Source organism: Martinezella sp. CNPSo 3959 (assembly GCF_057784355.1).
Genome location: NZ_JBXSOV010000006.1, coordinates 205,581 through 220,812, shown reverse-complemented (window position 1 = coordinate 220,812; position 15,232 = coordinate 205,581). Strand labels below are relative to the sequence as shown.

General features: G+C 59.0%; 15 protein-coding genes. 10 read left to right on the top strand and 5 right to left on the bottom strand.

All coding sequences use genetic code 11. From position 1 onward, the window contains the following. Window positions 1–5 precede the first annotated feature (5 nt). Together AC13RE_RS16100 and AC13RE_RS16095 are read right to left on the bottom strand one after the other, a co-directional pair. A complete protein-coding gene (locus tag AC13RE_RS16100) occupies window positions 6–647 on the bottom strand; it encodes a LysE family translocator (RefSeq protein WP_488563656.1) in 642 nt (213 codons plus the stop codon). A 244-nt stretch (window positions 648–891) separates the two neighbouring features. Then, the gene (locus AC13RE_RS16095; RefSeq protein ID WP_488563655.1) at window positions 892–1,806 is read right to left on the bottom strand and encodes a polyprenyl synthetase family protein; all 915 of its coding nucleotides are present in this window, start codon (window positions 1,804–1,806) and stop codon (window positions 892–894) included. A gap of 99 nt (window positions 1,807–1,905) precedes the next feature. On the opposite strand from AC13RE_RS16095, the gene mtgA reads away from it, so the two are divergent. The 4 genes from mtgA to rpmF all read left to right on the top strand — a co-directional run bounded on the left by mtgA (window position 1,906) and on the right by rpmF (window position 4,575). Beyond that, on the top strand, window positions 1,906–2,736 hold the full coding sequence (mtgA, locus tag AC13RE_RS16090; RefSeq protein ID WP_488563654.1) for a monofunctional biosynthetic peptidoglycan transglycosylase: 831 nt from the start codon (window positions 1,906–1,908) through the stop codon (window positions 2,734–2,736). Window positions 2,737–2,831: 95 nt separating this feature from the next. Continuing rightward, window positions 2,832–3,554, top strand: a complete 723-nt coding sequence (locus AC13RE_RS16085; RefSeq protein WP_488563653.1) for a DUF1868 domain-containing protein — start codon at window positions 2,832–2,834, stop codon at window positions 3,552–3,554. Window positions 3,555–3,569: 15 nt separating this feature from the next. Beyond that, complete coding sequence (locus tag AC13RE_RS16080) at window positions 3,570–4,217, top strand: glutathione S-transferase family protein (RefSeq protein ID WP_488563652.1); 648 nt, start codon at window positions 3,570–3,572, stop codon at window positions 4,215–4,217. A gap of 172 nt (window positions 4,218–4,389) precedes the next feature. Continuing rightward, entirely contained in the window at window positions 4,390–4,575 is a 186-nt protein-coding gene (gene rpmF, locus AC13RE_RS16075) for a 50S ribosomal protein L32 (RefSeq protein ID WP_006724402.1), read from the top strand. 345 nt (window positions 4,576–4,920) lie between these two features. Here the strand turns inward: rpmF and phaR are convergent, their stop codons facing one another. Next, window positions 4,921–5,493, bottom strand: a complete 573-nt coding sequence (phaR, locus tag AC13RE_RS16070) for a polyhydroxyalkanoate synthesis repressor PhaR (RefSeq protein WP_015341644.1) — start codon at window positions 5,491–5,493, stop codon at window positions 4,921–4,923. 242 nt (window positions 5,494–5,735) lie between these two features. Here phaR and AC13RE_RS16065 point away from each other — a divergent pair, with 242 nt between their 5' ends. Beyond that, window positions 5,736–6,917, top strand: a complete 1,182-nt coding sequence (locus tag AC13RE_RS16065; RefSeq protein WP_488563651.1) for an acetyl-CoA C-acetyltransferase — start codon at window positions 5,736–5,738, stop codon at window positions 6,915–6,917. A gap of 162 nt (window positions 6,918–7,079) precedes the next feature. After that, the gene (gene phbB, locus AC13RE_RS16060) at window positions 7,080–7,805 is read left to right on the top strand and encodes an acetoacetyl-CoA reductase (RefSeq protein WP_488563650.1); all 726 of its coding nucleotides are present in this window, start codon (window positions 7,080–7,082) and stop codon (window positions 7,803–7,805) included. 449 nt (window positions 7,806–8,254) lie between these two features. On the opposite strand, the gene AC13RE_RS16055 is transcribed toward phbB, so the two are convergent. Both AC13RE_RS16055 and AC13RE_RS16050 read right to left on the bottom strand, forming a co-directional pair. Continuing rightward, window positions 8,255–8,509 (bottom strand): YMGG-like glycine zipper-containing protein, encoded by a 255-nt coding sequence (locus AC13RE_RS16055; protein WP_112336180.1) that lies wholly within the window; start codon window positions 8,507–8,509, stop codon window positions 8,255–8,257. 45 nt (window positions 8,510–8,554) lie between these two features. Then, a complete protein-coding gene (locus tag AC13RE_RS16050) occupies window positions 8,555–8,710 on the bottom strand; it encodes a DUF3309 family protein (protein WP_015341639.1) in 156 nt (51 codons plus the stop codon). A gap of 1,259 nt (window positions 8,711–9,969) precedes the next feature. Here AC13RE_RS16050 and AC13RE_RS16045 point away from each other — a divergent pair. The 4 genes from AC13RE_RS16045 (at window position 9,970) to AC13RE_RS16030 (ending at window position 15,027) form a co-directional block, all read left to right on the top strand. Next, window positions 9,970–13,101: a helicase-related protein gene (locus AC13RE_RS16045; protein ID WP_488563649.1), complete on the top strand. Its 3,132-nt coding sequence runs from the start codon at window positions 9,970–9,972 to the stop codon at window positions 13,099–13,101. A gap of 3 nt (window positions 13,102–13,104) precedes the next feature. Further along, window positions 13,105–13,509, top strand: a complete 405-nt coding sequence (locus AC13RE_RS16040) for an RNA-binding S4 domain-containing protein (RefSeq protein WP_132719864.1) — start codon at window positions 13,105–13,107, stop codon at window positions 13,507–13,509. Between the two features lie 207 nt (window positions 13,510–13,716). Beyond that, window positions 13,717–14,055, top strand: coding sequence for a ferredoxin FdxA (gene fdxA / locus AC13RE_RS16035; protein ID WP_015341635.1), 339 nt, complete (start codon window positions 13,717–13,719; stop codon window positions 14,053–14,055). 399 nt (window positions 14,056–14,454) lie between these two features. Next, complete coding sequence (locus AC13RE_RS16030) at window positions 14,455–15,027, top strand: CarD family transcriptional regulator (RefSeq protein WP_015341634.1); 573 nt, start codon at window positions 14,455–14,457, stop codon at window positions 15,025–15,027. Window positions 15,028–15,232: the final 205 nt, after the last annotated feature.

Below are 15,232 nucleotides of genomic sequence, written 5' to 3'. Positions count from 1 at the left end.
CCGGATCAGATATTGCTCGTCAGCAGCTTGATGCCGGCAAAGCAATAGAACCCGGCCATGGCGCCCTCGATCCAGCGCCGGGCATTGCGATATACTTTCAGCGCATGCGATGTCGAAAACAGGATCGCATAGCCCATGAACGCCAGAAGACCGGTCGTGCCGCAGACGGCGATGATCAGCACCGCCACGGAAGCGGGCGCGCCCTGCGGCATGCCGAGCGCGATGATGGCGAGCCAGGCGAAGATCGCCTTCGGATTGGTGACGTGAATGCCATAGCCGCGCAGGACCAGCGATTTGAAGCTGGGCGTTTTCGGGCCTTCGACAGCGGTCGGCAGCTCGCCGCCGGCACGCACGGCACGGAATGCCTTGTAGGCGAGATATAGCAGGTAGATGCCGCCGAAGATCTTCAGAAGCTCCAGCGCCATCGCATAGGTCTGCAGCAGCGTTGCGAGACCTGCCGCTGCGGCAATCGCCCAGGTCATCGATCCCCCGAAAATCCCGAGCGAAATCGTCATGCCGGCCTTGCGGCCATGGGTCATCGAGGTGGCGATGATGGCCATGATGGCGGGGCCGGGACTGGCGACGGCGATGAGGTAGGCGATATAGGCCGGCAGGATCTGCGGCAGATAGGCAAGGGTCTCGTGCATGGAAGATTTCCGGGGGGTGTCGGCCGGCGCGAAGAATTCTGCGTTGTCGGCCAACTCGGATCGCCAACTTGTCATAAAACACGACCGAAATCACCCGGCACAATCATGGATTCTTGTGATGGTGACATTTCATGGCTGAATGGATGGCCATGGCTGAACGGGCATAGCTGAACGGGCATGGGCCGGTAGCCGGTGCCGCGTGGATGGGCTCACCCTTGGGCAACACCATGAAGGTGCTTAGGGATCAGCTTCTACGGTTTGCGACGAAGCGGGCGGTTTCCGTCAGGACATCCGCCTTGTCGCCATAGCCGGACAGCAGGTCGGCAGCGTCGTTCACCAGCTTCGCGAGCGTCGTTTCGGCCCATTCCTGGCCGTGCAGGGCGACAAGCGTACCCTTGCCGCGGCTGGCATCCTTGCCGGTTGCCTTGCCCATGGTGGCGGCATCGGCCGTGAGGTCGAGAAGATCGTCAGCGAGCTGGAAGGCAAGGCCGATCTTTTCGCCGAAGGTCCTGAGGCGTTCGCGGTCTTCGACAGGTGAACCTGAGATGATGGCGCCGGCTTCGCAGGCAAAGCGGATCAGCGCTCCCGTCTTCATCGCCTGCAGCGTGGTAATGCCCTTTTCGTCGGGCGGTTCCTTCTCGGCAGCGAGGTCAAGCGCCTGGCCGCCGGCCATGCCGCCGATGCCGGCTGCGCGCGACAGTGCCAGCACGAGCGCCATTTTTTGATCCGCCGGCAGCTCCGTCTCGGGGGCGGCGATAATGTCGAAGGCGTAGGTCAGCAGGCTGTCGCCGGCCAGAATCGCCGTGGCGTAATCGAAGGCGATGTGCACGGTCGGCTGGCCGCGGCGCAGGTCGTCGTCGTCCATGGCGGGAAGATCGTCATGGACGAGGGAATAGCAGTGCACGCATTCGAGTGCTGCGCCGACCCTCAGTGCGGCCTCGGCATTGCCGCCGAGAAGCGCCGCCGATTCCATGACCAGGAAGGGACGCAGCCGCTTGCCGCCGTTCAGGACGCCATGGCGCATGGCCCTCAGCAGCCTGTCGGGGCGGACGATCTCATCATTCAGGCTGCCGTCGGCGAGAAGCCGGTTCAGCAGAGCTTCGATCCTGCCGGCATTGTCCTTCAGGCGGTTCTCGAATGAGGAATAGGTGCTGTCCATGGGCGCTGTTTGGCATGAGAGGCCGTTGCTGGCAATGACAATCGTCGACGGCGGGGTGGGAATTGCGCCGCACTCTGGTCATCGCTTTATGTAGACGGTATGACGGGATGCAGCATCAGAGCGTTTCCCGGATGCATTAAGGGGTTGTACCGGGATGGAGCGATCGTGGACGTCAGGCATTTGGACATATCGACTGATAATGAGGAGGAGGAAGCCGAGGTGCCGCAACGCTCCTCCCCGTTGGCGCGCTTCAAGGCAAGGCCAATTTGGCAGCGCGTCATCCTCGTATTGATTGGCGTCCTCCTGCTGCCCTACCTTTTCATCGTCTTTTATCTGCTGCCGTTCGTTCACCCCGTTTCCACCCTGATGGTAGGCGACGCCGTTACGCTTCAGGGATATGACCGCCGCTGGGTTCCGCTGGATAAAATTGCGCCGGTGCTGGTGAAATCCGTCATGGTCTCGGAAGACGGGCAGTTCTGTTTTCACGGTGGTGTCGATTGGGGCGAAATGCGCGCGCTGGTCCAGGAAACGCTGCGCGGCAGGTCCACGCGCGGCGGCAGCACGATCCCGATGCAGACGGTGAAGAACCTGTTTTTATGGAACGGCCGCTCTTTCGTACGCAAGACGCTGGAGTTGCCGCTCGCGGTTTCCGCCTCGACCGTCTGGTCGAAACGCCGGATGATGGAGATCTATCTCAATATTGCCGAATGGGGACCGGGCATTTACGGCATCGAGGCGGCGGCGCGCTACCATTTCAAGGTGCCGGCCTCTAAGCTCACGGCACGTCAGGCGGCTCTCCTTGCCGTTTCGCTCCCGAACCCGATCGACCGGGTGGCGAGCAGGCCCGGACGCGGGCTCAGCCAGCTCGCTTCGCTGATCCAGCGCCGCGCGCGCAATGCCGACGCATACATCAAATGCCTTTATGACTGATATCAGAACTTGTCGTTCGATCGGCTTGTCGTCATCTGGCATTCTTGACCGTGACGTAAGGGCGGATGGTCTGCCAACGAAGATCGGATCTGCGCATGGATTTCTCCACCGTCTCTCCCGACCTGCTCAAATACGCCAAGAGCCTGAATCCTGAACCGCCAATCCATCTCGGCAGGCGCTACGACCGCTCCGGTATCTTTCAGCCTGAACCAGGCAACACCATCGTCTGCCATCTGCTCGAGGGGTCGATAACGCAGAGCGCGATCGTTGCGGCGCGGCAAAAATATCTCGACATGCCGGAAGCTGAGCAATTTGCCTTCACGCCAGTGCCCAGCCTACATATGACCCTGTTCCAGGGGATTATCGAATATCGCCGCGCCCAACCCTTTTGGCCGGCGGATGTCGCGCTTGACACGCCGATCGATGAGATGACCGGGATCATGGCAGAACGGCTGAAGACCTTTTCCGGGCACGATCCGTTCGAGGTGACCGTGGTCAAGGCGCGCCCCAGTGGTCTGGTGGTTGCCGGCGCCACCGAAACGGATCGAAAGGCCATGCGCGACTGGCGCGATGCCTTTGCGGATGTTCTGGGCTACCGCCATCCAGATCACGAAACTTATGTTTTTCATATCACTTTCGCTTATGTCATCGAGCGCTTGGACGACGAGGCGTTGCCGCGCTGGCAGGTCATGCTGGATGAGGTGGCCGATACGCTTCGCGCCGAAGTGCCCTTTCTTGAGTTGCGGCCGTCAGCCTTCTGCTCGTTCCATGACATGAACCATTTCGAGGAACTCTTCGTCTTCGAATTCCGACGTTAAAAAGGGAACAAGATCGTGAGCAAGCTAACCCTCTATATCGGCAATAAGAACTATTCGTCCTGGTCGTTTCGGCCGTGGATTGCTCTTGAAGGGTGCGGCATTCCCTTCGAAGAGGTGCTGATACCCTTCGATTTTCCAGGTGGAAATCCGCGCATTCGTGAGGTGTCGCCGACGGGCAAGGTGCCGATGCTGGTTCACGGCGGCTTCAAGGTATGGGAATCCTTCGCCATCATCGAATATGCGGCTGAGCTTTTCCCGGATGCCGGGCTTTTGCCGAGAGATCGCCAGGCGCGTGCGCTGGCGCGGTCCTACAGCATGGAAATGGTTTCCGGTTTCAACGCCCTGCGCAACTTCTGCCCAATGAACATGCGCCGTCCGGTCGCCCGGCGCGATCTACCCGATGGGGTAATGGAGGACGTGGCGCGTATCGAGGCCATCTGGCGCGAGGCGAGAGCCTTTTCTGGCGGGCCTTTCCTGTTCGGCAATTTTTCCGGCGCGGACGCCATGTTTGCCCCCGTCGTCAGCCGTCTGGAGCGGTATGACATCGCGGTTGCGGCGGATACGCGGGACTATATGGCGGCCATGAAGGCGCTGCCTGCCTGGCAAAAATGGGAGGAAGCTGCATTGCAGGAAACATGGACCGTGCCAGAGGACGAGGACTGATCCGGTCTCGAATATCTGCGAATCTGGCGCGGCGGCCAAAAAATGCTATTAGGGACTGGTCAAAGCCCGGTAAGCCATGTATAAGCCCGCCCAATTTCCGAAATTGATGCATGTCTGTTTCGGCCGCCTTGCTGGCCGTAGATATGTTTCGTCCGTACATGGAGTAACGAGAATGGCTGTACCGAAGAGAAAAACGAGCCCGTCCAAGCGCGGTATGCGCCGCTCTGCTGACGCCCTGAAGGCTTCGACCTACGTCGAAGACAAGAACTCCGGCGAACTGCGTCGTCCGCACCACATCGACCTGAAGACCGGCATGTATCGCGGCCGTCAGGTTCTGACGCCGAAGGAAAGCGCATAATCTAGCGCTGCCTTTATGGCATGAATGAAAGGGCTGGCGGTTCGCCGGCCTTTTTCTGTTTTGATTGGGGTTTGTGCGGGGGAGGCGGCTGTTTGCGTGCCGTGCGGCTGATACCCCTCTGTCCCTTTCGGGACATCTCCCCCACAAGGGGGAGATCGTTGGGAGTATGTCGCTTCTTCCTGGAATAAACTTTATAGGTCAGCTTCAGCAGATGCGCCTGTGATTTGTGGCGAGAAGGTACTGCGAATTACCAATCTCCCCCCTTGTGGGGGAGATGTCACGAAGTGACAGAGGGGGTGAAAACTCTCCATGAACGCGCAGGCACTTTTCCAGTGCCGTCTTATCTCACAAACTATCCAGCTTGCTCTGCATGGCGCGGAGCTGTTCCTTCAATTCGTCGATGTCCTTGGCTTCGGCCTTGCGGCTTTCCTTGGCCGGCGGCTTCATGAAGGGCGAGAACATCTGCATGGCCTGCTGGAACATTTCGGTATTGCGGCGGACCTGTTCCTCGACCATCTGCATGGGCAGTTGCAGGTTCTTGCCGAGCGGCGTCTCGCCGAATGCGCGATTGATCTGTTCGCGCATCTGCGTCTGCTGCTCGGTGAAGGCACGCATGGAGTGCTCGAGGAAGCTCGGCACGACCATCTGCATCTGGTCGCCATAATAGCCGATCAGCTGCCGGAGGAAGGAAATCGGCAGCAGCGTATTGCCGGTCTTCGATTCCTGTTCGAAAATGATCTGTGTCAGGACCGAATGCGTAATATCATCACCGCTCTTGGCGTCCTGGACGATGAATTCCTCGCCCTTCTTCACCATCTCCGCCAGGTCGTCCAGCGTCACATAGGTGCTGGTGCCGGTATTGTATAAGCGGCGATTGGCGTATTTCTTGATTACGATCTGGCCCTCATTCTTTGCCATTTATCAGTCTCCTGGCCCCGTCTGATTGCATGGAATATTCCTCCACTCCGGAGTGTAGACGCAAAAGAAGCTTGGTGACAATCGGTTTGTGCGATGCGGCAAGGCCTTTCCTTTGATTGGATTTTTTGAAGGCGGTGACAGCTTCGTGAAATCTGTACGATGAAAATTCTTGCTGTTTGACTCAGGAGCAAAGCTTTGACAGTTTCGCCTCATATACGTGTTCATTCTGTGAGGAGGCTTCCATGAGCAGTTCATCCATCGTTGTCGCCAGCGCTGCCCGCACTGCGGTCGGTTCGTTCAACGGCGCGTTTGCGACCGTTCCGGCGCATGAACTCGGCGCTGCCGCGATCAAGGGTGCGCTGGAGCGCGCCGGTGTCGAAGCCAAGGAAGTCGATGAAGTGATCCTCGGACAGGTGCTTCAGGCCGGCGAAGGGCAGAACCCGGCCCGCCAGGCCGCGATGAAGGCCGGCATTCCGCAGGAAGCGACCGCATGGGGCGTGAACCAGCTGTGCGGCTCGGGCCTGCGTGCCGTGGCGCTCGGCCTGCAGCAGATCGCAACCGGTGACGCCAAGATCATCGTTGCCGGTGGCCAGGAATCCATGTCGATGGCACCACATGCCGCTAATCTTCGCTCCGGCACCAAGATGGGTGACATGAAGATGATCGACACCATGATCAAGGACGGCCTGACGGATGCCTTCTACGGCTACCACATGGGCATCACGGCCGAAAATATCGCCCGCCAGTGGCAGCTGTCGCGCGAAGAGCAGGATCAGTTCGCCGTTGCCTCGCAGAACAAGGCGGAAGCCGCACAGAAGGCCGGCCGCTTCAAGGGCGAGATCATTCCCTTCACCATCCAGACGCGCAAGGGCGACGTTACGGTCGATGCCGATGAATATATCCGCCTTGGTGCGACGATGGAGGCCATGGCGAAGCTGCGTCCGGCCTTCGACAAGGAGGGCTCCGTCACCGCCGGCAACGCTTCCGGGCTCAACGACGGTGCTGCCGCTGCCGTGCTGATGACCGAGGCGGAAGCCTCGCGCCGCGGAATCCAGCCGCTCGCTCGCATCGTCTCCTGGGCAACCGCCGGCGTCGATCCGCAGATCATGGGTACGGGGCCGATACCGGCCTCCCGCAAGGCGCTGGAAAAGGCCGGCTGGTCCGTCAACGACCTCGATCTCGTTGAGGCCAATGAGGCGTTTGCTGCCCAGGCCTGCGCCGTCAACAAGGATCTCGGCTGGGATACGTCGATCGTCAATGTCAATGGCGGCGCGATTGCCATCGGCCATCCGATCGGTGCTTCGGGTGCTCGCGTCCTCAATACGCTGCTGTTCGAGATGAGGCGCCGCGGTGCCCGCAAGGGACTTGCCACGCTTTGCATCGGCGGCGGCATGGGTGTCGCCATGTGCTTCGAGGCGCTCTAGAATCAAAGAAATAGAGCATGATGTCGCCCGAAAACCGCATGACACTTTTCGGCATCATGCTCTAAGGCGTCTTGAAGGGAATTTCCAGAAGAAGTGGTGAAAGCGAGCGGGCGACCCGACCTTCGGGCGTCCCGCCTCTGCAACAAAAAAGGGGAGTGGCACATGAGCAGAGTGGCATTGGTAACCGGGGGTACGCGCGGCATCGGAGCTGCCATTTCGATGGCACTGCACAATGCGGGCTATAAGGTGGCCGCAACCTATGCCGGCAATGATGAGAAGGCCCGGGCCTTCCATGATGTGACCGGCATTTCCGTTCACAAGTGGGATGTCACCGACTACGAGGCCTGCGGCAAGGGCATCGCCAAGATCGAGCATGATCTCGGTCATGTCGACATTCTGGTCAACAATGCCGGCATCACTCGCGACGCCATGTTCCACAAGATGACGCCGCAGCAATGGCACGAGGTCATCAATACCAATCTTACCGGCCTCTTCAACATGACGCACCACGTCTGGCAGGGCATGCGCGACCGCAGCTTCGGCCGCGTCATCAATATCTCGTCCATCAATGGTCAGAAGGGGCAGATGGGGCAGGCGAACTACTCCGCGGCCAAGGCAGGCGATCTCGGCTTCACCAAGGCTCTTGCGCAGGAAGGTGCTGCCAAGAATATTACGGTCAACGCGATTTGCCCCGGCTATATCGGCACGGAGATGGTGCTGGCGGTTCCAGAGAAAGTGCTGAACGAGCGCATCGTTCCGCAGATTCCCGTGGGGCGCCTCGGCGAACCCGAGGAAATCGCTCGCATCGCCGTCTTCCTGGCCAGCGACGATGCCGGTTTCATTACCGGATCGACCATATCTGCCAATGGCGGCCAGCTCTTCGTCTAGGCAATTCAGGAAAAGCGCCGGCCAGTTTTCCGCTGGGAGCTGCGCAAGGGTAACAAAAGAAGCGGTTCAAGGCGACGAGCCGCTTCAGCCTGTATAGCGCATTACGAACGGAATTACTGAGCTCAGCCAGCAATCATCCTCTTGTTGAGGCCTGCTGCCCATGTCGTGGCTTGAATTCCAGGATGACGGCCTCAAGGGCGACCTGCCGCTTCTCCCTGTCTCGAGCTCTCGCCGCGCTTACGAGCGCGTAAAAAGTGGTGCCGGTAAGCACGAGTGCTGCACTGCTTGCGATGATTGCGGCCATGATGCCGTTCCTTTCTCAAAACACTGCCGCCTCGCCGTGACCGACGGCGCGGGAAGAAGATTTTGTTGAGGGAACTGCCGCTCCCTGAATTTGTACCGAGAGCGAATCCTGACCGGTCGCCGGTGGCGACCGGTCAGGCAATGCCTTAGCGGCAGCGAGCCTCGTAACGGTGACCATAGCGGTCGCGGTAGATGCAGTAGCCGCGACGATCTTCCGAACGTCCGATGAGGTTGCCGACTACGCCGCCAGCGACCGCGCCGACAGCGGCGCCGCCCCAGCTGTGGGTGGCGACGCCACCGATCAGCGCGCCGGTACCGGCGCCGATCGCCGTACCTTTTTCCGTTGCCGTGCACGACGCCAATGCGCCGACGAGGGCGATCGCGACGATAATCTTCTTCATGGTGTTAGCTCCCTGATGTTGCGAGGTTAGAACAATGTCGGCGGATCAGATGCGCCCCATTAACAACAGAATGAGGACAATGACGAGAACAAGCCCGAGACCACCCGATGGGCCATACCCCCAAGACCGGCTGTAACCCCAGCTGGGAAGTGCGCCAACCAGCAGCAGAATCAGTATGACAAGCAATACCGTACCAAGCATGATATGTCTCCTCCATGTCCGTCCGGCTCGAATATCCCGCCGTTATCGCTGTTCGATATGGCGTTAACCTTCCAGCTTTCCCACTCGAAACTGTTCCAGTGAATGGACGAATTCCTCAATTCTGCTCATAGAAACTTGCATGCGCGACAATTGTTCCGGCTAAGAAATAAAAATGCACGCGCGCAGCAGTTGGGATGCTTAGCAAACCCTTAAAAAAGATTGCATCGGGTGACGGTTGCAGGCGCGGCAGCAAATTCATTTGTATGGTTAAAATACCGTTAAAATACAATGGGTTGTGGTGAACGAAACGGGAAAGACCGGATGTCCGTGATTCGTCGGCGATTCGTTCTGCATTTGAACTTTGGTTAACGGCCGAGCGTTTGCCGACATGCCGAATACAAGGATGCGCCGCCGGCAAATATCGTCCAGGTGGTGTGTCCGTGGGCGGATTCGTTAATTCGCAGCGAGCTCCGCAACAGCATTGCCATTCAAGCTGACCTCTATGTCGCGATGCTGCTCCGGCGAAATACAACATGTAGCCGTGAACAAATGCGATACCCGCTGATATCCGCGATTCGTCACCGATTCGTTCCGGGCTTTGATCGTTGTGTTAACGATTGCATCTTTTGCGTGCATTTGTCGATTCATTATAGCTGCGCTCGTCAAAAGACGAACCGCAATCGCAGATTCGGCTCGGATTCGCATCTCAACCATTCAGAGTCCGGTATGTCCCTGCCGGGAAAACGCTAGATATTGTGGAGAACAAAAACAGAATTGCTTGGAATCTGCGATTCGTCGCCGATTCGTTCCGGCTTTGGCCTGGATGTTGATGTCGTCCGCTGATTCATGCGAAACTTTATTATTTACAGATTGTTAACGATGGCGCGGCGCGAAATTTCTCTGGCTGAGGATTCTCCGCTTGACTCCTTTTTCCTGCGGAAAGCCGTGTAAACGAGATTCAGCATTTGGTGGGAATCTTCATTGAAATCCATATGTAGTCGTGAACAAATAAGGAACATGACGGAGTCAGCGATTCGTCTCCGATTCGTTCTCAAGCTGTTCCGGAATCGCCCGGACTCGCATGGGATGCAACGTAAATGTAGCTTATGGTTGAGGCGCTCAAATATGAAATCGAATGTTGCCGCATCTGTTTTTTCATTCGGGTCTTGCCTTTGTCACATATGGTCGTCATCTGTTCGTTTCCTCCAGGAGGAACTGGCTGATCGGAAGACGGCTGTTTCTCGCCTATGCACGGACCTATGACTCAGACTTCGCAGCCCATGATCCTGAGCGGACGCGGCGTGACCGCAGTGCTCGGACCGACCAATACCGGCAAGACCCATTATGCCATCGAGCGCATGGTGGCACACGGCAGCGGCGTGATCGGCCTGCCGCTGCGGCTGCTTGCCCGTGAGGTGTATACGCGCGTCGTCGAGAAGGTCGGCGCGCACAATGTCGCGCTGGTGACCGGAGAGGAAAAGATATCGCCGCCCAATGCGCGCTATTCGGTCTGCACGGTGGAGGCCATGCCGCGCCAGACGCGCGCCTCCTTCGTTGCGATCGATGAAGTGCAGCTTGCCGGCGATCTGGAGCGCGGACATATTTTTACCGACCGCCTTCTGCATCTGCGCGGCCGCGATGAAACCCTGCTGCTCGGCGCCGGCACGATGCGGCCGATCCTTGAACAACTTCTGCCTGGAATTACCGTCCTCGAACGGCCGAGGCTATCGCATCTTTTCTACGCCGGGCAGAAGAAGATCACGCGGCTGCCGCAGCGCACGGCCATCGTCGCCTTTTCCGCCGACGAGGTTTATGCGATCGCTGAGCTTATCCGCCGCCAGCGCGGTGGCGCTGCCGTCGTCCTCGGGGCGCTCAGCCCGCGTACCCGCAATGCGCAGGTGGCTCTCTATCAGGCCGGCGATGTCGAATATCTGGTTGCGACCGATGCGATCGGCATGGGGCTCAACCTCGATGTGGATCACGTCGCTTTTGCGCAGGACCGCAAGTTCGACGGCTATCAATTCCGCAATCTCAATCCGGCCGAGCTCGGTCAGATCGCAGGTCGCGCCGGCCGCCATCTCAAGGACGGCACCTTCGGGGTGACGGGACAGGTCGATCCTTTCGACGACGAACTCGTGCGCCGGATCGAGGGACACGAATTCGACATGGTCAAGGTGCTGCAATGGCGCACCAAAGAACTGGATTTCGCTTCGATCGCGGCGTTGCGTAGCAGTTTGGAAGACGCGCCTCGCGTGCAGGGCTTGACGCGGGCGCTGCCTGCGGTAGACCAGCAGGCATTGGAATATCTGTCACGCGATCTGGAGATAGTCGATCTTGCCAGCAACCCGGCTCGGGTTGAGAAATTGTGGGAGGCCTGTGCGCTTCCCGACTATCGGCGCATCACGCCTGCCCAGCATGCTGATCTCATCGCCACCCTCTTTTCTGATCTCGTGCGCTATGGCACGGTGAAAGAGGACTTCCTGGCCGAACAGGTGCATCGCGCCGATCGGACGGATGGCGAGATCGACACGCTTTCGGCGCGAATCGCGCAGATAAGGACTTGGACCTATGTGTCGAACCGGCCCGGCTGGCTTGCCGATCCGACACACTGGCAAGAAAAGACGCGGGAAATCGAAGATCGATTGTCCGACGCGTTACATGAGAGGTTGACGAAACGCTTTGTTGATCGCAGGACATCTGTGCTCATGAAGCGCCTGAGAGAGAATGCGATGCTGGAAGCTGAAATCAGTGTGAATGGAGATGTCTTCGTAGAGGGGCATCATGTGGGACAGTTGACCGGATTCCGGTTCACGCCTATCGCAGGGACCGAGGGGCCGGATGCCAAGGCTGTCCAGACCGCCTCGCAGAAGGCGCTCGGGCTGGAGTTCGAGGCACGTGCCGCACGTCTGCATGCGGCCGGCAACGGCGATCTCGCGATCAGTGCCGATGGCCTCGTGCGCTGGCTCGGCGACCCCGTCGCGCGCCTGTCAGGCAGCGATCATGTCATGCGTCCGCGCGTCATCCTGCTGGCCGACGAACAGCTGACCGGCAATGCGCGCGATCATGTCGCCGCCCGTATCGAGCGTTTCGTGAACCATCATATCAGCACGATCCTGAAGCCGCTGGACGATCTCCAGCGTGCCGAAGATCTGCAGGGCCTTGCCAAGGGGCTGGCTTTCCAGCTGGTGGAGAATCTCGGCGTTCTGTTCCGCCGTGACGTCACGGAAGAAGTGAAATCGCTGGATCAGGACGGGCGTGCCTCGATGCGCCGCTACGGCGTTCGTTTCGGCGCGTACCATATTTTCGTGCCCGCCCTGCTGAAGCCGGCTCCGGCCGAGCTCATCACGCTCCTCTGGGCGCTGAAGAACGATGGCCTGGACAAACCGGGCTATGGCGATCTGATCCCGGTTCTGGCCGCTGGCCGTACCTCGGTCGTCACCGATCCGGGCTATGAGCGCACATTCTACAAGCTTGCCGGCTTCCGGTTCCTCGGCAAGCGTGCGGTGCGCATCGACATCCTCGAGCGCCTGGCGGACCTCATCCGTCCGCTGCTGCAGTGGAAGCCCGGCCAGGCTTCGCGCCCTGACGGCGCTTATGATGGCCGTCGTTTCACGACGACGACCGCGATGCTCTCCATTCTCGGCGCGACGCTCGAGGACATGGAAGAAATTCTGAAGGGTCTCGGCTATCGTGCCGATGCGGTGAAGGCGGAGGAGGCTACGGCCTTCCTCGCTCAGCAGGATGCGGCTGCGGCGCCCGCCGCACCGGCAGGGGACGCCACAGCCGAAAAAGCCGATCATGATGACGCCGACACTGCGACTGACGAGCCGGCTAAGGAAGTAGAAGCCGTTTCGCCGGAAACAACCGCTCCCGCCGAGGCACCTGCTGAGACGGAAGTTGCCGTAGCTGCCGAGCCTGTTGCCGTTGCAGAAGTCGCCGCAGAGCCGACGGAACCGAAGCCTGTTCTGCTCTGGCGTCTGGGTGGCCGCAACGACCATCAGCAGCGGCAAGGTGGCCGCGGCCATGGCGATCGTCGCGGCCAGCAGGGCGAGGCGCGCGGTCAGCAGGGCAATCGTCGTGGTGGCGAGCAGGCAGCCGGTGAAGGCAATCGCGAAGGCGGTCGTGATCGCCGCGATGGACGCGACAATCGTGAGGCTCGTGGCAATGACAAGGGTCCGCGTGGCAATCGCGAGGGCGGCCGTCCGCAGCATCAGGGCAACCGCGGCGAACGCGGTGATCGTCAGGAACGTGGCGACCGGAATGATCGCAACAATCGCGGTGCCTCGCAGCCGTTGCGCTTCGAAGCCAAGCCGCCGCGCAAGGAAAAGCCGATCGATCCGGATTCTCCTTTCGCCAAGCTCGCTGCCCTCAAGGAGCAGATGAAGAAATAGGTCATGACAGACGAGAAACAGCCATTTTCCGGTTCGCGCCAGCGCATCGACAAATGGCTGTTCTTTGCCCGCATGGTGAAATCCCGCTCATTGGCGCAGGTCTATGTGCAGAACGGCAGCGTCCGGGTGAATGGCGAGCGGGTCGTGCAGCCGAGTTTCGGCGTCAAGGCTGGTGACCGCATCGAGCTCTCGCTGGAGCGGCGGGACATAGTGTTGATCGTGCGGTCGGCCGGCGAGCGCAGAGGTCCCTTCGAAGAAGCCAGGCTGCTTTACGAAGATCTGACGCCTCCGCCGGATGAGACAAAACGCCTCACCCCATTCGAGCAGGCGTTGCGGGCACCCGGCAGCGGCAGGCCCACAAAAAGGGATCGGCGTGCGATCGATCGCCTCACCTCCGACGATGATTAGAAAACTCTGCCTGTTGCGGAGGGGTTTTGCGATTGTTTGTCCTTGAAATTGGCTGACAAAGTCGATACCTCACCATCAACCTGCCGGTAACCAGCCGGACGGCGCGTTTGCGTATGATGCATTCGTCTGCCCGTTCGGCTCCGTGGAAAGGGCGCGACGTTCCAGGTTGCGCATCCGCGGAAGCTAGATACATTCCTGGAGTGCTTCATGACATATGTCGTGACCGACAATTGCATCCGCTGCAAATATACCGATTGTGTGGAAGTCTGCCCTGTAGACTGCTTCTACGAAGGCGAAAACTTCCTCGTCATCCATCCCGACGAATGCATCGATTGCGGCGTCTGCGAACCGGAATGTCCCGCCGAGGCGATCAAGCCCGATACGGAACCGGGTCTCGACAAGTGGCTGAAGGTCAATGCGGAATATGCTGCCATCTGGCCGAACATCACGGTCAAGCGTGACCCGATGCCGGAAGCCAAGGAAATGGATGGCGAACAGGGAAAATTCGAGAAGTATTTCTCGGCCAATCCCGGTACGGGCGACTGATCGAAGGCCGTGACAGGCCCTCGATAAAGGTGTAGCCGATATTGCAGAAAGCGAATCACTGCCATTGGGCCACAGGCTGGTCAACATGGCCAATTTGGCGCGTGTGCAGCAAATTATTGATTTCCTCAGATTTTTGTGATAGGGTCGTCACACTGATCCACAGCGGCATTTCGCGTGCCCAAAACCATCACGAAAGCAAATCACCAATCCGTACGCGGTTTCCTTGACATATCAACGTATTGTGTTGTCGGGTCCCTGATCGCGATGGGTGGGTTTCTGTTTGCATAAGTCTGGCTGGACCAGGATGAAGTGACCCGACGGTACGTCCGTCTCATCCGGGCCTGACTGACCCGGCACCCCGGCCCTAACGGGGCGCATAACAGGGAGTTTTTGAAAAGAATGACGACCCAGCAGAAAAAACCTTCAGCAGCACGCCATGGCTTCAAGACTGGTGAAGCGATCGTTTATCCGGCCCACGGTGTCGGCACGATCACTGCGATCGAAGAACAGGAAGTCGCAGGCATGAAGCTCGAGCTGTTCGTGATCGACTTCGAGAAAGACAAGATGCGCCTGAAGGTTCCGGTGGCCAAGGCCATGAGCATCGGCATGCGCAAACTTTCCGAGACCGATTTCGTCGAGCGTGCATTGAAGGTCGTGCAGGGCAAAGCCCGCGTCAAGCGCACCATGTGGTCGCGCCGCGCGCAGGAATACGATGCCAAGATCAATTCCGGCGATCTGATCTCGATCGCAGAGGTCGTTCGCGATCTCTATCGCGCCGAGAATCAGCCGGAACAGTCCTATTCCGAACGTCAGCTTTATGAAGCAGCACTTGACCGCATGGCGCGCGAAATCGCGGCTGTCAACAAGATGTCGGAAACCGAAGCCGTTCGCCTTGTCGAAACCAACCTGAACAAGGGACCGAAGCGCGGCAAGGTCGTCGAAGAAGACGATTCGCAGGACGAAGCCGCATAAGGCCACACGCCAATATCGCTTCAAAAAACCCGGCCTTCGTGCCGGGTTTTTTCTTTGGAACCTTTTCCGTTCTGATGCGTTTAAGTCCCTGTGTTGGCGGTCCGTGTGGGTACACTCCTGTGGAGAGGGGTATTCAGACAGGCCGTTTTATAGATATTCACGAGGACCGGCCTATGCGTTTTCACTCGAAGCTCCCCGGCGATCT